The sequence below is a fragment of the Nocardia sp. NPDC059691 genome (genome assembly GCF_042733915.1).
In the GTDB taxonomy this organism is placed as follows: domain Bacteria; phylum Actinomycetota; class Actinomycetes; order Mycobacteriales; family Mycobacteriaceae; genus Nocardia; species Nocardia sichangensis.
In genome coordinates, this window is record NZ_JBHWFB010000013.1 from 131239 (window position 1) to 148203 (window position 16965).

Here is a 16965-nt window from a genome sequence, read left to right on the forward strand (position 1 = left end):
ACATGGGACGGCCGCGACGATTCGACGAGTCGAACCTGCTCGACGCCGCGACCGAGTTGTTCTGGTCGAAGGGTTTCGACAGCACTTCGGTGGAAGACGTCTCGCTCGCGACCGGCGTCGGGAACGGGAGCATCTACGCCGCCTACGGCAGCAAGCGCGGACTGTTCCTGGCCGCGTTCGAACGCTATTGCGAGGGCCGTGCGCGTCTGGTGCGCGATGCCATCGGTACGGCGGGCGGTTCGGCGCGCTCCGCGGTGCGCGCGCTGTATCAAGCGATCATCGAAGACTGCGCGGCGCAACCGGATCGGCGCGGTTGCCTGATGATCAACAGCATCGCGCAGCTCGGCACCCGGATTCCCGAAGTCGCGACCATCGGCAGCCGCACCACCACCGAGATGGAGCGGGGCGTCGCCGACCGGCTGCGGCCCGCGATGCACGACGCGGGAGACGACGACGAAGCCACGCTCTCGGCGGTCAGCGCCGCTGTCGTGGTGGTCGCCCAGGGCCTGATCCAGCTCAGTCGTCAGGGATTTCCCGCACAGCGGCTGCACGAGATCGCCGATGTGTCGAGCGCGGCCTTACCGCGGGAATGGGCCGATCAGCTCGTGCACTGACCCGGGACGTCGATGGCCGTGCGTTCAGGGCAGTGTGCCCGCCGCGCGCCCGTTGGTGACGCGCAGGAGGTCGAGCTTCCCCGCGTCCTCGCTGCCGCCTGCCGCCGTGTAGGTGACCATGCGGAGGTCGGCGCCCGGGACGACGAGGACGTCGCAGTCGAGGGTGATGTCGCCGAGCTCGGGATGCCGGACCGTCTTCCGGTCGCTGGTGTGCTGCGACGCTGTCGCCGTCGTCCACAGCTGGGCGAAGGCGGCGGAGGTGTCGCGCAATTCCCGCACGAGACGATCGAGTCCCGCGTCGGCGGGATAGCGGGACACCGCGTCCTTGAGATCGGCCACGATCGACGCCGCGAAGGCGCCGTGCCCGCGGTCGGACCGGAACGGACGCATCGAGGCGCGCGCCGCGCCGGTGCCGAAAACCGCACGGGCGAGGTTGCGCTCGCCGACCGGGACCAGCGCGGGGTCACCATGCAGCCCGCTCCACATGCCGTTCCACCACAGCAGCGTCCAGTCGGCGCCGAACACGCCGATCGGGACGTCGCCGAGGCGGGCGGTGAGCCGTTGGATGCCCGGCGGGACATGCGTGCCGATCGTCCCGTCCCGCGGGGGCAGCAATCCGGCTGCGCGATACAGCTCGTCGCGCTCGGTCCTGGACAGTTGCAGGGCCCGCGCGAGGGCGCCGACCACCTGCGCGGAGGGGTTACGCGCGCGACCCTGCTCCAAGCGCAAGACGTAGTCGACCGAGAGTCCGGCCAGCTGCGCGAGCTCCTCACGGCGCAATCCCGGAGCACGACGGCCGCCGGTCACCGGGAACCCGGCGTCGGCGGGCGCGAGACGATCCCGCCAGGTGTGCAGGAGCGCGCCGAAATCGGAGCGAGCGGAAGCCATGCGCTCATTCTCGCCGCCGCGCGCCGCATCAGCCTGGGTACTGTCAGTCCTGGTGACGGGCGCGGCACTGGCTGCCGAGGGCCGCGGCGGCGACCATCGAGGCGACCGACGGGCTGTCATCCAGTGAAGGAGCCGCTATGCCCTCGACCATCGTGATGACCGGGGCGAGTCGCGGGATCGGCCGCGTCGCCGCGGAGCGCATCGTGCACGCGGCGTCGCAGGCGCATCTCGTCGTCGCCGCACGCGGGTCCACCGGTGCGCGACTCGCGGCCGAACTCGGCGCGGGCGGGCACCGGGTCTCGCACGTCCCGGTGGACCTCGATTCGCTGGACAGCGTGCGATCGGCCGCGGACGAGATCCGCAGCAGGCTCGACCTGGGCGAGCTGCCGCCGCTGCACGGTTTCGTGGGCAATGCGGGAATCCAGTACACGAACGCGCTCACCGAAGGGCCGGACGGATTCGAGTCCACCTTCACCGTCAACGTGCTCGCCAACCACCTGTTCATCCGCCTGCTCGAGGATCGCTTCCGCACTCCGTCGCGCATCGTGATCACCGTGAGCGACACTCACTTCGGCGACTTCCGGCACAACTTGGGCATGGTTCCCGGCCCGGTCTGGCGGTCCGCGGACGTCCTCGCCCGCCCCGGCGCGTTCTCCGAGCCGGGCGCCACCGCCGCCGGGCGCACCGCGTACTCGACGAGCAAACTCGCCGCCATCCACCTCCTGCACGAGTACGCCCGCCGCCTGCCGGACGGCATCGATGCCATCGGCTTCAACCCGGGCTTCGTTCCCGGCACCGACCTCGCTCGCAACGCGGGTCGGGTCTCCCGGTTCGCGATGCGCCGCGTCCTGCCGGTATTGACCCGCACGCCGTTCGCGACCAGCCGCGCTGCCGCCGGGCGCCATCTCGCGGACGTCGTCCTCGGCGCCACCGCCGCGCCGACCGGCTCCTACGTCGACCGCGACCGGGTCGCCCGCTCGTCGGAGGAGTCGTACGATCCGCCGCGCGAAGCCGAACTCTGGGACGCTGTCGAGCGGCTCATCGCGCCTTATGCGGCCTGAGCCGGCGCAACTTTCCCTCCTGATCGGCAGGACCGGCCGGGTGATCGGAGAGAACTCGACGCAGGTCTTCGGAGCCGGGTAGGTCGAACCGCTCCGGATCACCGAGCGTATCTCCGCGAGTCACCTCACAGGTAGGGGAAGCAATCGATATCGCGGTGCGTCAGGCAGGGCTGCTCGACGGGCCGCAGCCAGCGGGCGGGGACTCGCAGCGGTTCGACCTCGGGCAGGCGCACGGGCCGATCCTCGCCGTCGAACAAGGTCCCGCGCACCCGGAACACACCCATCGGCAGTCCGAGCGCGTCGGCTTGCTCGCTGGTCAGGACCACCGCGATGCGGGAGTTCGCGGTGATCCGCAGCCCTTCGACGGTGGTCGGCTCGCTGGTGTGGTCGATGCCGGTGACGGTGAGCCGGAACCGGCCGCCGCGCAGCCACGACCACGCCCACGTGAGCGAACCCGGCTGGTCGCAGTCGGGGTAGCGACTGCGTGGCAAGCGCTGCGGGACCAACACCATATAGGTGCACCCGACCTCGATATCGCGGGTCCGCATACCTTTCAGCGTGGCCGCAGCACCGGCTCATCGCAAGGAAACCAGCAAATCAGCGCTACACCGGGGCGGACCCGAAGGCGTAGGCGCAGCCGGCCGCCGAAACCGCGCCGGAGTCGGGTATGAAAGCCGCCGCGCGGGGTAGGCGGCAGGTGTGCGACTGGGTGTGCTGGACATCGGTTCGAATTCCGCGCAGTTTCTGGTGGTGGACGCCTCTCGCGGGGCGCCTCCGTTGCCACTGCGCGCGTTGAAGGAGCCGGTGCTGCTCGGCGAAGACATCGACGCGGCCGGGGTGATCACCGCGGACGGGGCGCAGCGGGTCGCCGACGCCGTCGAGCGGGTGCTGTCCGAGGCCACGCGCTACGACGTCGACAGCTTCTACGCGTTCGTCACCGCGGCGATCCGCGACGCGCCGAACCAGCAGGCGGTGCTGGACAAGATCGAGGCCGCCAGCGGCATCCGGCCCCAGTTCCTCAGCGGCGTGCAGGAGGCGCGACTGACGTATCTGGCCGTTCGCCACTGGTTCGGCTGGTGTGCTGGCACGCTGCTCATGCTCGACATCGGCGGCGGCTCCATGGAGATCGCACTCGGCCGCGACGCCGAGCCGAGCCTCGCGCTGTCGCTGCCGCTCGGCGCGGGCAGGCTCACACGGGCGTTCTTCGCCCAGGACCCCCCGCGCCGGTCGGAGCTCGAGCTGATGCGCAGGCACATCCGCGACTGCCTCGGACAGGTGCGCGACCGCTTGCTGTGGGAAGGCACCCCACGACACGTGATCGGCAGCTCGAAGACGTTCAAACAGCTCGCTCGCCTCTCGGGAGCCGCACCGCAACGCCACGGGCCCTTCGTCGCGCGCACCTTGCGGCGGGGCCAAGTGCATGGCAGCGTCCGCAAGCTGGCCGCCATGCCTGCCGAGAAGCGGGCGGCCCTGCGCGGGGTCTCACCGGCACGCGCGAGTCAAATCCTGGCCGGAGCGATGGTGGCGGACGCGACCATGGTGGCACTGGACATCGACTGCCTGGAAGTGAGCCCGTGGGCCTTGCGAGAAGGGGTCGTCCTGGAACACATCTCCACGCGCGTCGACAGTGACCGGACGCTGCCGTTGCACGCGCTCGAGCTGCCGCGGCACGGCCCGGAGTCCCCGGTCAGCGTGCTCCCGCGACGGATGTGATCAGGGGATCAGCGGTTGCCGAACGCTTTGCCGCCGAATCGTCCGAATGCGGCATTCATCAGTGGCGAGCGGGTGACCGTCACTTTGAGGCGGTTCAGAATGGGGGCGATGGGGCGGGGGTCGACGTCGCGAAGCGCCTCGGTGAGCAGGCGGACGAGTTCGGCGCAGGAGTCGTAGCGGTCACCGGGGGCTTTCGCGAGTGCCCGGTGGAGGATCGCGTCGACCTCGGGCGGGATCCAGCGGTGCTGTGCGGAGAGCGCCGGGGGAGGCTCGCGCAGCTGCGCTTCGGCGGTGGCCATGAGGTTCTCGCGAGAGAACGGCGTGTGGCCGGTGAGCAGCTCGACGGCGGAACAGGCCAACGCGTACTGGTCGGTGGCCGGTGACACCGTCTCCGCCCGCAGCAGTTCCGGCGCGGCATACGGCACCGATACGACGACGAACCCGTTGGTGGCCAAAGGCGGTTCCGGCCGATCCAGCCACCGCGCCGAATCGAAATCCGAGATCTTCACCGTCGACTCGTCCGTCCCGACCAGCACGTTCGCCGGTTTCACGTCGAGATGGACCACTCCGTTGGCGTGCGCGAAATCCAATCCCGCCGCGACGTGCGTCAGTACGTGGAGCACCCGCCGCAGGTCCGGGTACCGATGCGGTGAACGCACCAATGTCGAACCCGTCGCGCCTGCCACGTACTCGTGTGCCGACCACAGCCTGCCGTCGGTTTCCCCGTGCGTGTACATCCGCACGATGTCGGGGTGTCGCAACGCCGACAAGATGTCGAACTCGTGCACGAATCGGGCGCGCGCCTCGGGTGACCGACTGTCCTCGGGCCCCAAGATCTTCAAGGACACCGGGCGTGACCACTCCGGATCCTCGGCCAGGTACACGTGGCTGCTGCCACCGTGTCCCAGCGGGGCCCGCACGACGAAGCCCGCGAACTGGTCACCTGGTTCTAGCAGCACCGCCTCACCATAGTGCGACGCCCCCAGCCGCACGCCCGTGTTTGCCTTCGGTGTGCCCAACGGCACTGCGCCCGCGCGGTGAGCGCGATGATGCCCGCCGCCGCGCAGCCTGCGGGACGCGAGACTGCTCCCGCCGGCCCGAAGGTCGTGGCACGACACATCAGGCCGACGGGCAGCACGGCGGTGGGTCAGACGAGGGTGATCTTGAGGGTGTAACCGGCCGCCGAGCCGTCGGCGGAGGTGACGAGGATCTGGTAGTCGTTGCCGTCGGCGACGAGATCGGCGTGCGGTGCCTCGTTGGCGACCTGCGGCCCGATCAGCGGGGCCACCGAGACGCGGGCATTGCCCGCGACGTCGAAGCTCAGGCGCTGCCCCGGCGCGGTGGCGATGGAGTAGCTGTCGGCCTTGCCCTGCCCGACGTTGCCGCTGATCTCGGCGCTGTTCTGGCCGGGAGCGATCTGCAGGCGTTGCACGACGCCGGGAACCGAAGGAATACCGGGCGCGGCCTGGGCGGTCGCTGCCCCTCCGGCCGCGGTGAAGCTGACGACGGCGAGCACCGCGGGCACGGTACCCACCAACGAACGAATCAGTCGAGAAGCGGTCATGGGCACCATCTTTCCTCAGCGCGTGTGCGAGATCTCATGCGGCTGCGGTAAACCGATGGCTACGCCCGGGGATCGCGCGTGGTCACCGCACAGACGAAGGCGCCCCAGTGGCCGATCACGGATGGAAACACCGGTAATGGACTGGAGATGTCGGTGCCTCATGCCACACTGGCGGTGTAGTCACCTGGCCAGAGGAGAACGAATTGGCCGACATTGATGACCGCCCCGTGGTGCGACTGGTCGCGCATTGCCGTCGCTGTCACGGTTGGCTGCTGTCGCCACAATCGGTCGCACAAGGAATCGGCCCGACCTGTGCGATCCGTGAACGCGCGGAGCTGCGCGCCCAATCTACCCGAGAACTGACTCTTTTCGACGTCGCGGCGTAGCCGGGGTTCGGTGCGTTGTCCGGCCGACCCGGAGATGCTGACCGGGTCGTCCCGCATCGAGGCCATAGCCGAGCTGTGGCATGGGGAGCGAGACGGCCCGGCGGGCCGATGCGTTCAGGTCGTCGCGATCAGAATCTGTTCCGATTCGGCCGGTCGCAGCCCGTCGGTCCGGTCGGCGAAGTAGCGGCCGGTCAGCTCCGCGGCGGAGACGTGCCGGGTGGCGGCGAATCCCGCGTCTTCGGCCAGCCGCACCATTTCCTCGGGACGGAAGAAACTGATGAACGGCGTGCCGGATCGGCGGGCGCCCTCCTCGGCGAATCCGCGCATAACCTGTTCATCGGCGTCGACGAGTTCGAGCGGCAGCAGGAAGGTCGTGACCAGAGCGGAGCCCGGCGCGAGCGCCGAAAGTTGCTGCAGAGTAGCGATATTCGCCTCGCGGGTCAGGTACATCGACACACCGGTGGAGGCGACGAGCGCCGGACGGGCGGGGTCGAAACCGGCCTCGAGGAGCCGCTGCCACCACGCGTCCACTTCGAAATCGACCGGAACCAGCCGCAACCACGGCGGGATGTCGAAGCCGAGTTCGCTGAGGCGCTGCCGTTTCCATGCCTGCGGTCCGGGTTGATCGACCTCGAAGACGGTGAACCGTGCGGCCAGCTCCGGTCTGCGCTGGGCGAAGGTGTCCAGTCCCGCGCCGAGTACCACGTACTGATCCACGCCGCGCTCGGCCTGCTCGGCCAGCAGATCCTCTACGAAACGCGCCCGGGACACGATGCCCGCGCGCATCGGCGCGGTGGACCGCGGATCCATGTCCGGGCGGTCCCGCCAGCCGTCCTCGGGCGCGGCCAGGCGTAGGCCGACGCGGTCGTCGAACACGTGCGGCGCCTGGTCGTGCAGCGCGTGCACGGCTCGCCACAGCGCGACCCGGACCGCGGTGCTGTCCGGCGCGATCGTCTCGGGTGTCATCGGCTCACTCCTCTCCCGGGGCCTGCAGGCTCCATACCCGCCCGTCCGGGTCGTGGACGGTCATCTCCCTCGTCCCGTAATGGGTCGGCTCGAAGTCGGTGCGGACCTCGACACCGTCACCCGGACGTACCTCTGGGCTCGCCACCTTCAGCACCAACCGGGTGCTCGTCTGCTGTGTCGGCGGCACCTCGGCCACGAAGACGTAAGCTCCCTCGCCGTTGCGGAACTGGCCGGAGTTGTGATCGGTCTCGAAGTCGACCGTGAAGCCGAGCCCTTGCAGGAATTTCGCCATCCGGCCCCAGTTGTGGGTCTCCAGGAACACGGCCTCGATGCCATCGGTGGTCATTGTCGATCCTCTCCTTCGTCGTCGAGGTAGGCGCGCAGCGCGGCGGTGACCAGCGCCGACAACGACATCTCCGACTCGATCGCCCGATACTTGACCTGCTTGATCAGCTCGATCGGCAGGTAGACGTTGAACTGCTTCACTTCCTCGGCCACGAGGCTATGCTAGCAAACTAGCATGCTAAGGGACAGGGTTCCAGCATCGACCGTCGATCGGGTCATCGAACCCGAGTTCGAGCACGACGCCGGTCGCTGTGGTTAAGATGAGCGACGCTCATTTTCCGTAGACGGGCGGGAGGAAGTCATGCCGCCGAAGGCTGTCGGTCAACGTCGTCGCCCCTCGCAGGCGCGGGCCAAAGCGACCAGGGAGCACATCCTGGACACAGCGGCGCGGCTGTTCGGCGAGCGCGGTATCGCCAATACCTCCACGAACAAGATCGCGGCGGAAGCGGGCGTGAGCATCGGCACGGTCTACCGGTACTTCGCCGATCGCGGTGTCCTGGTCGAAGAACTGCTCGAGCGGTTGCTCGAAACGGTGGAGCGGCGTTTCACCCAGCGTGTCTTCGACTTGTCGGGAAAAACGATGCATCAGGTCGCCGCCGACATCCTGGGCGTGATCACCGAAGAGCTGGTGGCCAATGCGAAGTTGGTGCGCGCGCTCGTCGCAGGCGTGCAGTTCTACAGCAGTGGCATTCCCGAGTTCGAACCGCGGCTGCGGCTACTGGTGAAAGTGATGCTGATCCAAGTGCTCGGTCCGGGCGACGATCACGAGTACGACGTGATGACCTTCGTCGTGATCAATACCGGTTTCGCGGCTGTCTTGCGCGCGTCCGCCCTGGAGGTCGACGACCCCGCGCGCGCGGAGGCGATCGACATGACAGCGCGGATGATCGGCGCCTGGGCCGAAGCCGAGGCGGCGGCGCGCGCCGCCGTCTGAGCAGCTGTGGCGCTCTGCGCAAAAAAGTGAGCACCTGACCATGTATGTGGTGCGCATGAGCTTCCCAAATCGGGCTTTCCTTCATGATCTTCGCTGGTCAGAGCTTATTTTTCCGTTACTTCCCCAGCCGCCCGAAGCGGAGTAGCAGCTGAGTCGGCCTGCGGTTTACCGTTTTTCCACGGACCGAACGGCAGATAGTGCCGCGGACACCGCGAGGTAGTCACGGTCGCCGATCGAGCGCGAACCCGACGCTCCCTCGGTTCCACGGCGACAAGGAGGTCACCAGTGACGATCGAGAGCATCGCCCACGTCGAATCCAACAAGGCGCGGCGCGTCACGCCGCAGACACCGAAAACCCACCGGGCCGCCGCGAAGGTCGTCGCGCACCTCATCGATTCCGCCGCGTTGCCCGGCGGCACGGCCGAGGCGGAAGCCGCTGCCGTGGTTCGGATGTGCTTGGAGTGGGCCGTCCAGCGATTGAACGGGCAGGAATCGACCGGACGAACCGACATTCTGCAGACAGCGGCGGCGGGATGGGCCAGGAAGGGGATCCCGATCGACGGCATCCTCCATGCGATCCACGCCGGGTTCAAATTCGGATTGGGCATGCTGTTCGCCGACGAAGACGGCCGCGCCGACCTCATCGCGGGCGCCGCCGTCACGCTCGAGCTCTTGAACCTGATCACCGCGACGGTCAGTAAAGCGTATGTGCGAGAGTGCAAAGCCGTGGCGGCCGAGGACCACGCCGCGACGCACACCTTGACTTCGGCGCTGCTCGGCGGGCACGCGTCCTCGATGATGGCTCGCGAATGCGGAATACCGGTCGCCGACGAGTATTTCGTGCTCGCGGTCGCGGTGCCCGCGCATCCCGACGAAAGCCTTCCCCAGCTCGACAGCCGAGTCGTCGCCCGGCGTAAGCTGCGCCGCCTGCAGTCCGGCCTCGCCGACCTGTTCGACGGCCGGGCGCTGTCGCTGCTGTCGGTCGACGGAGGAACGATCCTCATTCCCACCACCCAGCTCAGCGCCCTCGATCTCGACGGCGTGGTCGACAAGCTGTCCGCGGCGGCGCGCGTGCCGGTCACCGCCACCGTCGTGACCGCCGGTCCCCGGCAGGTCTCCGTCGCCGCTGCCCAAGCCCATGAGTTGCTCGACACCGTAGAGCAACTCGGACGCGAACCCGGGTTGTACAGATTCACCGAACTGGCGCTGCAATATCAGCTCACCCGGCCCGGCATCGGCCGCGATGTGCTCGGCACCCGAGTCGCGCCGCTGATGGAACATCCGGACCTGTTGGAGACGCTGCGGATCCACATCGACAACGACCTCAACCGCCAGCGCACAGCTCGGCAACTCCATGTGCATCCGAACACCGTCGATTACCGGCTGCGCCGAATCGCGCAGCTCACCGGACTCGATCCCGCCGACGCCAGGGGACTGTGGTACCTGCGTTCAGCGCTGATCGTCTGGACCGACGACGGCACCCGGCGGCTCCCCGCCGATGCCAGGCGAATGGCCGACTCGCGGTAGTCCGCAGGCCGCCTCGCCCCCTCGACAATCCGCGATGGAGGTGCGAAGAATATCCGGACGCGCGACGCACGCGCGGATGCTCATGGAGGTGCGTGCCGTGGCCGATCGAGTGCCCGGAGGACGTCTGGTCAGGAGCGGTCGGTTGGGCAGACTGGCCGCAGGCCAAGCCGTGCGTGGGGTCGGAGCCCGGTTGTCGATGATCGGCCGGACCGAAGAGGCCCGGCGCGTACTCGCCGAACGTTCCACACTCGCGACCGCGCAGCAGGTTGTCACGGTGCTCGGCAGCATGAAAGGCGCGGCGATGAAGCTGGGCCAGATGCTGTCGGTCCTCGATGTCGACCTCGTTCCGGAATCGCATCGCGAGCTCTTTCGGACCAAGCTGGCCGAACTCCGCGATCAGGCGCCGGCCGTGCCGTTCGGGGAGATGCTGAAAGTCATCGAGGACGATCTCGGGCCGCCTGCGCGCGTATTCGCCGACTTCGACGAGACACCGATCGCCGCGGCATCGATCGGCCAGGTCTATCGGGCACGACTGCACGACGGGCGCACCGTCGCGGTCAAGGTTCAATATCCCGGTGTCGATCGAGCCGTCCAGGCGGACATGCGCAATCTCGAGATGCTCAGCAAGCTGTGGAAGTCGATGTTGCCCAGCGCCGCCGACAATGCCGTGCTGGACGAGATCTCGCGCAATATCGGTAACGAACTCGACTATCCGCGGGAAGCCAGGACCCAGCATCGGGTCGCGATGCGTTATCGGGGGCATCCGTTCATCACGGTGCCCGACAGTATCGAAGAGTACTGCGCGCGCAGAGTTCTCGTAACCGAGTTCGTCGAAGGCGGCACTTTTCAGCAGATCCGGACGCTGCCCGACACCGAGCGTGACCGGCTCGGTGAGTTGATCTACCGCTTCTATATCAGTTCGCTGTTCTGCGACAACGAATTCTGCGGTGATCCGCATCCGGGAAATATACTATTGGCAGCCGACGGCAGGCTCGCGTTCGTCGATTTCGGACTCTACGACCGGATGGACCCTCTGCATGTCGACTTCGAACGCGCGTGTCTGCGTGCGGCCGGGGAGCATCGCGCCCGAGACCTCTACGAGGCATGGGTCGGGCGCGGCATCATCGACCCGGATGTGGGGGTCACTGCGGAGGAATGCTTGGAATACGTATGGGCCGCGACGGGATGGCATTTGCTCGACGAGCGAATAACGATCACCCCCGAGGTCGCGACCGGTACGGTGATTCTGGCTGTCGACCCTCGTGCCGCCCAGTTCAAAGGCATGCGGCAGCAGTTGCTTCCGCCCGAGCACGTGTTCTCGCGACGCGCGGATCTGTTCACCTTCGCCGTGCTCGGTCAGTTGCGGGCCACCAACAATTGGCATCGGCTCGCGCGTGAGTGGCTCTATCACGAGGACCCCGTCACCGAGATCGGGCAGGCCATCTCGAAATGGCGGGCCGGCTTGTGACGCCGTTCGGGTTTCCGGACCCCGCAATCCACTGATGCGCTGAATCCGGTAACCGACTCCGACGCCTTGCGTTTCGGATTTCGGTCCGGAAATGGGACTGCGTGACCGCGGTATCTCGTCGGCGGCCCATGCCATGTGGTCGATCTCGGTTTTCCTCGTTCTGTGGCCGCTCATATAGGTAGCCGCAACTTCGCAGTGAGCCGCCCAGAATCCGTTGCTGACCAGCATCTTTCGCCGAATTCCGTCTTATCGTTGCTGCCGTTCGACATTGCGAGGCGCGCCTGCCGGCAAGGACAACCATGCCGAAATACGGAAAGGCATTCGATGAGATCAAGCGTCAGTCGGCGAATATTGCGCACCGCCGTATTCACCGTAGCCGCGACCATGACGATGGGGTTGAGCGTGCTGACCGTGCACGCGGCCCCGGAGACGGGTCCGACGGAGCAGCAGTTGGCCGATTACATCGCGGCGGGCCGTAAGGCAGCGCCGGTGGCGGATTCGGGGAGCGCGGGGTCGGGGTCGGCGTGTACGTCGGGGAGTGGTGCGGGTTCCGGGAATGGATCCGGTGACTGCTACGGGGGTTCGGGCAGTAGTTCCGGGTCGTCGGGTGGCTATGCCAGTGACACCGTGGGATTCGGTCCGCCGATGACGTCGTGGGTGGCGGCGTTCGGATACGGATTGACTCATCCGGATGTCGCGCCGCCGGGAGCGAACGACTGGAACTGCAAGCCGACGGCGGAGCATCCGCGTCCGGTGGTGTTGGTGCACGGGACGTGGATGAACGCCTACAACGGATTCGCGTTCATGGGGCAGCCGATCAAGGACGCGGGGTTCTGCACGTTCACGTTCAACTATGGACGGTCGAATCTGGTGGAGGGCGGCGGTCTGGGGTCGGTGTTGCCGGGGGTGATGGGCACCGGTTACATCCAGGATTCGGCCAAGCAGTTGGCGGTCTTCGTGGATCGCGTGCTGGCGGCGACGGGGGCCTCGGAGGTGGATCTCGTGGCGCATTCCCAGGGTGGGTCGATGTCGAACTGGTACACGAAGTTCGAAGGCGGCGCGGCGAAGGTGAAGAACTTGGTCACTTTCGGTGCGACGCATCACGGGACGAGTCTCGACGGGATCGGCGCGCTGGGGCGGGCGATCAACAACTTCGGAATCGATGTGCTGGGTTTCATCGAGATTTTCGTGGGGCATGCGGGAATTCAGCAGACGATCGGTTCCGACTTCGTCAACAAGCTGAACGAGCACGGTGACACGATCGCGGGGGTGGACTACACCGTGGTCGGTACCCGGTATGACGAGATCACCAATCCGTATGACCTGACGTTCCTGAAGGCGGCGCCGGGGGTGTCGGTGCAGAACATCACGTTGCAGGACGGGTGTGAGCAGGATGTGTCGGATCATCTGACGATGATGTATTCGCCGCGAGCGTTGTCGATCGCGCTGCGGGCATTGGACCCGGTGGGTCACCCGAATCTGGAGTGCACGTTCAACCCGTGGCTGCTGGGCGGGGGAGGCTCGCTGTAAACACCGCGGCGAAGTGCCCATCGAGCGACCTGGACCCTCGCTCGATGGGCACACCCATGCGGTCAGTGAGCATGTCTGGCGAGCACCGGCCGACCGACCGGCTCAGACCGCCGTCTCCCAGGCGAACCCGTCCGGGTCCACGAAAGGGCCGATATTGCCGCGGATGGCGATCCGGTGCGACCCGGTGCCTTCCGGTGCGATGCCGGCGTCCTTGGCAGCGGCACGGCGCCCGTAGAGCGCCAGTTTGACCGACGCGGCCGGGGTGGCGAACTCCACGTACTTGCTGCCGAAGCTCTTCGCCACAGCCAGGCCGTGGTCGATGTAGAACTGCTTGGTCGCCTTGACGTCGTCGACCCCGAGGAGCACGACGAAATCATCGACTTCCCGGGTGGCCGGGCCGGTGTCCTTCTTCGATGACGTCGCCACCTTCCAGAGCGCACCGTCCGGCGCCTGGACGACACCGCCGTAGCCCCAGAAGCTCTTCTTGACGGGCTTGAGCGTCGTCGCACCGGCGTCGACAGCGGTACCGACGAGGCTGTCGACGGTGCTCGGCTGAGACACCACCAGCGACAGCACATAGCCGCGGAAACCGCTGGTCGGAGCGTCGGAGGCGCGGAAGCGCAACTTGCCGCCGAGTCCGAACGCGGCGGCGTAGAAAGCCTCGGCGGCGCCCGGATCGGGCACCTCGAGCACGACGGAATCGATTGCGGCCTGATCAGTGGTGAGGTTCATGGCACCAACGCTAGGCGGCGCGCGGCGAGCGACGCTTCTCGATTCCTGACCGGTCGGTTCCGGCGGCCAGAGATCCCGCCCGAGACCGTCCGGCGGACGTGCCACAGCTACCTGGCGGCCGCGGTGATCAGCCGCTTAATCCCGAGGCGGCCGTCGAGGGCGCGAGGTGCGCTTGGTCGCCAGCTGCGGCGGGGCGCAGGGATCGGCTTGCTCACGTACGCCATGGGTGTTTACTGGGGGAGCGGTTCGGTTCGTCCACCCTTCGATGGCGGTTCGAGGTGAGTATGCCGGTATGGCGGATTCGCGAGTTTCGTGACGCTGATCTGGATCAGGCGATCCAGATCTGGGAGCAGAGCCGTATGGACACCGCGGGTGAGCCGGTGTTCGCGTTGGCGGAGGTGCTTGCGTCCGCGCGGGCGGGGCAGCCGGCGGTGGTGGCCGAGGTCGGCGAAGAGATGGTGGGTATGGCCGTCGCGCAGGTCCAAGGTGAGCGGGCGTGGGTGTTGCTGGTGGCGCTCGGTGCGCAGTGGCGGCGGCGCGGTATCGGCAGTGCGTTGCTGACCGAACTGGAGAGGCGGCTGCGGGCGGACGGGGTGCGGCGGATCTGCACGCTCGTTCCCGAGGGCGCCACCGGGTCGGTCGCGTTCGAGAATTCCGGCTATCTGCGCAGGACGGGTTTGGTCTTCTACGAGCTGGTCGAACCGTTGGCGCCCGCGCAGTCCAGTCTGCTGAGCGAGCTGGGCGGTCGGCTGTTGCCACCGGGGTTGTGGGAGTCCATGGCGGGCATGGACCGAGAGAAAGAGGTCATCGAGCGGCGGATCGTGTTGCCGTTGGCGCGCCCGGATGTCGCGGAACGTTATCGGGTCAGGCCACCCAAGAGCGTGATCTTGTTCGGACCGCCGGGTACCGGGAAGACCAGTTTCGCGAAAGCGGTCGCTTCACGACTGGGTTGGCCGTTCGTGGAGTTGTTCCCGTCTCGGCTGGCCGCGACGGCCAGCGGTGGTCTCGCGGCCTCGCTGCGTGAGGTGTTCGCGGATTTGAGCGACCTCGATGAACTGCTGTTGTTCATCGATGAGGTCGAGGAGATCGCCGGCGCGCGCGAGGGGACGGCGACCAGCCCGGCGCACGGGGTGACGAACGAGTTGCTGAAGCTGATCCCGGTTTTCCGGGAGGACTACAGCCGGTTGCTGATCTGCGCGACCAACTCGGTCCGGTCTCTGGATTCGGCCTTCCTGCGGCCGGGCCGCTTCGACTACGTGATACCGGTCGGCCCGCCCGACGAGCCTGCCCGCAAGGCGATCTGGCGGCGCTACCTGGGTCCGGCAGCCGAGACCATCGATCTCGCACGCCTGGTCCGCGCGACAGTCCACTTCACTCCCGCGGACATCGAGTTCGCCGCGCGTGCCGGTGCGCAGTCGGCGTTCGAACGCGCGGTCCGCGAGGAAACGAGCGAACCCGCCGACCTCGAGGACTATCTGGCCGCCGTCGCCAACACTCGCCTGACGCTGACACCGGAAATCCTGACAGCGTTCGAGCAGGACCAGGCCGACTACACCCGACTATGAGATTCGGCCACATTCGAGGCGTGCTTACGGAGATTCAGGACTCGATACCGAGGAGTGGTCCGCAGCCTGTGGTGGACGCCTTCGCCGATCACCTCTCCGAGGCGTGCCGAAGGGAGTGCGACTCCATCAACAGTTCATAAGATCTGCGGCGGTCGCTCGGGTCGTACAGGTCGGTCTTGATCAACAACTCGTCGGCACCGGTGGCATCGACCAGCGCTTGCAACTGCGGTAGCACCGTGGCGGCGCACCCGACGAACACACCGGTCAGCTTGTCATCGGTGTTCCGACTATTCATATACCCGTGTGCTTCAGCGGTTTGCGGGCTGGGCAGTTGTATCGGTCGGCCCTGCCGTCGCCGGGCGACCTTCATTCTCAGCGATCCGGCCAGCCACTGGGCTTGCTCGTCGCTGTCGGCGACGATAACCGCCACACTGATGACGATGCGCGGAGCCGGGCACAGCGATGACGGCTGGAACGTTTGCAAGTAGCTTCGGACCGCATCAATCGTGCTCGAGGGTTTCAGATGGTGGGCGGCGGCGAACGGGAGCGCGAGGCTCCCAGCGATCCGGGCGGTATGGTCGCCGCTGCCGAGCATCCAGATTTCCGGCCTATTGCCCACGGCAGGCACAGCCGCCACGCGGCCACCGGCTCTATCCACCTCGAACAGCGCGAGCAGCGCTCGAACCTGATCTTCGAACGATTCGGCCGTGCGGTCGTGCTCGCTGCGCACGCGGTCGGTGATCTCGCGAGGTCCGCCGAGCGCTCGTCCGAGTCCGAGATCGATTCGCCCCGGGTGAAAAGCCTCCAAGGTGCCGAACTGTTCGGCGACCACGATCGGAGCGTGATTCGGCAACATCACCCCGCCGGCGCCGACCCGAATCCGCCGCGTCACCGAGGCCACGCGTTCGACAACGACTGCCGGTGCCGCGCAGGCCACACCCGCCATCCCGTGGTGCTCGGGCACCCAGTACCGGTAGTAGCCGAGATCGTCGACGAGCTGTGCCAGCTCAACGCTATTGCGCAGCGCCATCCTCGCGTTCGATCCCTGCGTGACAGGAGCCGTGTCCAGAACCGAGATACGAACCTCACGAGGGTGTTCGACCATTCAGAGCACCTTTCCGCAGCGGTATCCCGCGCTTGCTCAGTTCCCGCCGGCCGTTGAGCATCCGTCGTGCTCGATGCCGCGACGGTATCCGCGCTGACGCTGTGGATATCGTCGCACTGCCTCGTGCAGTCGCACCGGGCCGCAGCGTCCGCTCCCACGAATGCGGGTCCTCGGAGAGGCAAGCGGCCGCGGTAGTTCCTCCCGGTCAGGAACCCCGAACTCGCGCATGGAATCGCGGTCGGGGTTCCGTCGCGGGCTCTCGACAGTTCACCCGAGAGGGGCGGCGACGAGTGTGCGGAGGGTCATCGGCTCGGCGAGCACGAGTTCGAGCACCTGCTTCACATGTCGGAAGTGCGCTGTCGTGAAGTGGTCGGCGAGAGACTGAGCGCTGGTCCACTCCTCGACGATCACCATCCGGCCGACGTGGTTCGGGTCGAGGTAGGGCCGGTAGGCCAGGCAGCCGGGCTCCTCCAGCGAAGGCTCGATCATCGCTTCCAGCGCGGTGCGAAGCCGATCCTCCTGTCCTGGCGCGGCCAGGCACTCGGCGATGACGGTGAGCGACATGTG

Annotated in this window: 19 protein-coding genes; 9 read left to right on the forward strand and 10 right to left on the reverse strand. The window is 67.3% G+C overall.

Annotated features, from left to right (window positions below):
- The first annotated feature begins 2 nt into the window (after nt 1-2).
- A complete protein-coding gene (locus ACFV2O_RS27260; protein ID WP_355075788.1) occupies nt 3-614 on the forward strand; it encodes a TetR/AcrR family transcriptional regulator in 612 nt (203 codons plus the stop codon).
- 24 nt (nt 615-638) lie between these two features.
- Here the strand turns inward: ACFV2O_RS27260 and ACFV2O_RS27265 are convergent, their stop codons facing one another.
- Nucleotides 639-1502, reverse strand: a complete 864-nt coding sequence (locus tag ACFV2O_RS27265; protein ID WP_379254189.1) for a helix-turn-helix transcriptional regulator — start codon at nt 1500-1502, stop codon at nt 639-641.
- 137 nt (nt 1503-1639) lie between these two features.
- Here ACFV2O_RS27265 and ACFV2O_RS27270 point away from each other — a divergent pair, with 137 nt between their 5' ends.
- On the forward strand, nt 1640-2563 hold the full coding sequence (locus tag ACFV2O_RS27270; protein WP_379254191.1) for an SDR family NAD(P)-dependent oxidoreductase: 924 nt from the start codon (nt 1640-1642) through the stop codon (nt 2561-2563).
- 125 nt (nt 2564-2688) lie between these two features.
- On the opposite strand, the gene ACFV2O_RS27275 is transcribed toward ACFV2O_RS27270, so the two are convergent.
- The gene (locus ACFV2O_RS27275) at nt 2689-3111 is read right to left on the reverse strand and encodes a hypothetical protein (RefSeq protein WP_379254193.1); all 423 of its coding nucleotides are present in this window, start codon (nt 3109-3111) and stop codon (nt 2689-2691) included.
- A 151-nt stretch (nt 3112-3262) separates the two neighbouring features.
- Between ACFV2O_RS27275 and ACFV2O_RS27280 the strand changes: the two genes are divergently transcribed.
- Complete coding sequence (locus ACFV2O_RS27280; protein WP_379254195.1) at nt 3263-4276, forward strand: Ppx/GppA phosphatase family protein; 1014 nt, start codon at nt 3263-3265, stop codon at nt 4274-4276.
- Nucleotides 4277-4284: 8 nt separating this feature from the next.
- On the opposite strand, the gene ACFV2O_RS27285 is transcribed toward ACFV2O_RS27280, so the two are convergent.
- A complete protein-coding gene (locus ACFV2O_RS27285) occupies nt 4285-5235 on the reverse strand; it encodes a serine/threonine-protein kinase (RefSeq protein WP_379254197.1) in 951 nt (316 codons plus the stop codon).
- Nucleotides 5236-5423: 188 nt separating this feature from the next.
- Entirely contained in the window at nt 5424-5840 is a 417-nt protein-coding gene (locus ACFV2O_RS27290) for a hypothetical protein (protein WP_355075798.1), read from the reverse strand.
- 230 nt (nt 5841-6070) lie between these two features.
- On the opposite strand from ACFV2O_RS27290, the gene ACFV2O_RS27295 reads away from it, so the two are divergent.
- On the forward strand, nt 6071-6226 hold the full coding sequence (locus tag ACFV2O_RS27295) for a DUF6011 domain-containing protein (protein WP_355075981.1): 156 nt from the start codon (nt 6071-6073) through the stop codon (nt 6224-6226).
- A 114-nt stretch (nt 6227-6340) separates the two neighbouring features.
- Here ACFV2O_RS27295 and ACFV2O_RS27300 read toward each other — a convergent pair whose 3' ends face one another.
- The 3 genes from ACFV2O_RS27300 to ACFV2O_RS27310 are packed head-to-tail and all read right to left on the reverse strand — an operon-like array spanning nt 6341 to nt 7690.
- On the reverse strand, nt 6341-7192 hold the full coding sequence (locus tag ACFV2O_RS27300; protein ID WP_379254198.1) for a class I SAM-dependent methyltransferase: 852 nt from the start codon (nt 7190-7192) through the stop codon (nt 6341-6343).
- Between the two features lie 4 nt (nt 7193-7196).
- Nucleotides 7197-7538 (reverse strand): VOC family protein, encoded by a 342-nt coding sequence (locus tag ACFV2O_RS27305; RefSeq protein WP_379254200.1) that lies wholly within the window; start codon nt 7536-7538, stop codon nt 7197-7199.
- Nucleotides 7535-7690: a CopG family transcriptional regulator gene (locus tag ACFV2O_RS27310; RefSeq protein ID WP_355075803.1), complete on the reverse strand. Its 156-nt coding sequence runs from the start codon at nt 7688-7690 to the stop codon at nt 7535-7537. The genes ACFV2O_RS27305 and ACFV2O_RS27310 overlap by 4 nt, the downstream gene beginning before the upstream one ends.
- A 148-nt stretch (nt 7691-7838) precedes the next feature.
- Between ACFV2O_RS27310 and ACFV2O_RS27315 the strand changes: the two genes are divergently transcribed.
- From ACFV2O_RS27315 to ACFV2O_RS27330, 4 genes are all read left to right on the forward strand, one after another.
- Nucleotides 7839-8471 carry a TetR/AcrR family transcriptional regulator gene (locus ACFV2O_RS27315; protein ID WP_379254201.1) on the forward strand — a complete coding sequence of 211 codons (633 nt, stop codon included), beginning with the start codon at nt 7839-7841 and terminating at the stop codon, nt 8469-8471.
- A 285-nt stretch (nt 8472-8756) separates the two neighbouring features.
- Entirely contained in the window at nt 8757-9998 is a 1242-nt protein-coding gene (locus ACFV2O_RS27320; protein WP_379254202.1) for a PucR family transcriptional regulator, read from the forward strand.
- A gap of 97 nt (nt 9999-10095) precedes the next feature.
- Nucleotides 10096-11466, forward strand: coding sequence for an ABC1 kinase family protein (locus ACFV2O_RS27325; protein ID WP_379254203.1), 1371 nt, complete (start codon nt 10096-10098; stop codon nt 11464-11466).
- A gap of 384 nt (nt 11467-11850) precedes the next feature.
- Nucleotides 11851-12996 (forward strand): esterase/lipase family protein, encoded by a 1146-nt coding sequence (locus ACFV2O_RS27330; protein WP_379254204.1) that lies wholly within the window; start codon nt 11851-11853, stop codon nt 12994-12996.
- 102 nt (nt 12997-13098) lie between these two features.
- Here ACFV2O_RS27330 and ACFV2O_RS27335 read toward each other — a convergent pair whose 3' ends face one another.
- Nucleotides 13099-13728: a glyoxalase gene (locus ACFV2O_RS27335; protein ID WP_379254205.1), complete on the reverse strand. Its 630-nt coding sequence runs from the start codon at nt 13726-13728 to the stop codon at nt 13099-13101.
- 284 nt (nt 13729-14012) lie between these two features.
- Here ACFV2O_RS27335 and ACFV2O_RS27340 point away from each other — a divergent pair, with 284 nt between their 5' ends.
- Nucleotides 14013-15293: an ATP-binding protein gene (locus tag ACFV2O_RS27340; RefSeq protein WP_379254318.1), complete on the forward strand. Its 1281-nt coding sequence runs from the start codon at nt 14013-14015 to the stop codon at nt 15291-15293.
- Between the two features lie 88 nt (nt 15294-15381).
- On the opposite strand, the gene ACFV2O_RS27345 is transcribed toward ACFV2O_RS27340, so the two are convergent.
- Both ACFV2O_RS27345 and ACFV2O_RS27350 read right to left on the reverse strand, forming a co-directional pair.
- Nucleotides 15382-16398 carry an LLM class flavin-dependent oxidoreductase gene (locus tag ACFV2O_RS27345; RefSeq protein WP_379254206.1) on the reverse strand — a complete coding sequence of 339 codons (1017 nt, stop codon included), beginning with the start codon at nt 16396-16398 and terminating at the stop codon, nt 15382-15384.
- Nucleotides 16399-16665: 267 nt separating this feature from the next.
- Entirely contained in the window at nt 16666-16962 is a 297-nt protein-coding gene (locus ACFV2O_RS27350; protein ID WP_379254208.1) for a putative quinol monooxygenase, read from the reverse strand.
- Between the last annotated feature and the right edge of the window lie 3 nt (nt 16963-16965).

Excerpts from the sequence above, each read along its gene's own strand:
- ACFV2O_RS27335 (WP_379254205.1), bottom strand. The coding sequence starts at position 13,728 with ATGAACCTCACCACTGATCAGGCCGCAATCGATTCCGTCGTGCTCGAG.
- ACFV2O_RS27350 (WP_379254208.1), bottom strand. The coding sequence starts at position 16,962 with ATGTCGCTCACCGTCATCGCCGAGTGCCTGGCCGCGCCAGGACAGGAG.
- ACFV2O_RS27345 (WP_379254206.1), bottom strand. The coding sequence starts at position 16,398 with ATGGTCGAACACCCTCGTGAGGTTCGTATCTCGGTTCTGGACACGGCT.
- ACFV2O_RS27340 (WP_379254318.1), top strand. The coding sequence starts at position 14,013 with ATGCCGGTATGGCGGATTCGCGAGTTTCGTGACGCTGATCTGGATCAG.
- ACFV2O_RS27270 (WP_379254191.1), top strand. The coding sequence starts at position 1,640 with ATGCCCTCGACCATCGTGATGACCGGGGCGAGTCGCGGGATCGGCCGC.
- ACFV2O_RS27260 (WP_355075788.1), top strand. The coding sequence starts at position 3 with ATGGGACGGCCGCGACGATTCGACGAGTCGAACCTGCTCGACGCCGCG.
- ACFV2O_RS27315 (WP_379254201.1), top strand. The coding sequence starts at position 7,839 with ATGCCGCCGAAGGCTGTCGGTCAACGTCGTCGCCCCTCGCAGGCGCGG.
- ACFV2O_RS27305 (WP_379254200.1), bottom strand. The coding sequence starts at position 7,538 with ATGACCACCGATGGCATCGAGGCCGTGTTCCTGGAGACCCACAACTGG.
- ACFV2O_RS27300 (WP_379254198.1), bottom strand. The coding sequence starts at position 7,192 with ATGACACCCGAGACGATCGCGCCGGACAGCACCGCGGTCCGGGTCGCG.
- ACFV2O_RS27330 (WP_379254204.1), top strand. The coding sequence starts at position 11,851 with ATGACGATGGGGTTGAGCGTGCTGACCGTGCACGCGGCCCCGGAGACG.
- ACFV2O_RS27275 (WP_379254193.1), bottom strand. The coding sequence starts at position 3,111 with ATGCGGACCCGCGATATCGAGGTCGGGTGCACCTATATGGTGTTGGTC.
- ACFV2O_RS27290 (WP_355075798.1), bottom strand. The coding sequence starts at position 5,840 with ATGACCGCTTCTCGACTGATTCGTTCGTTGGTGGGTACCGTGCCCGCG.
- ACFV2O_RS27265 (WP_379254189.1), bottom strand. The coding sequence starts at position 1,502 with ATGGCTTCCGCTCGCTCCGATTTCGGCGCGCTCCTGCACACCTGGCGG.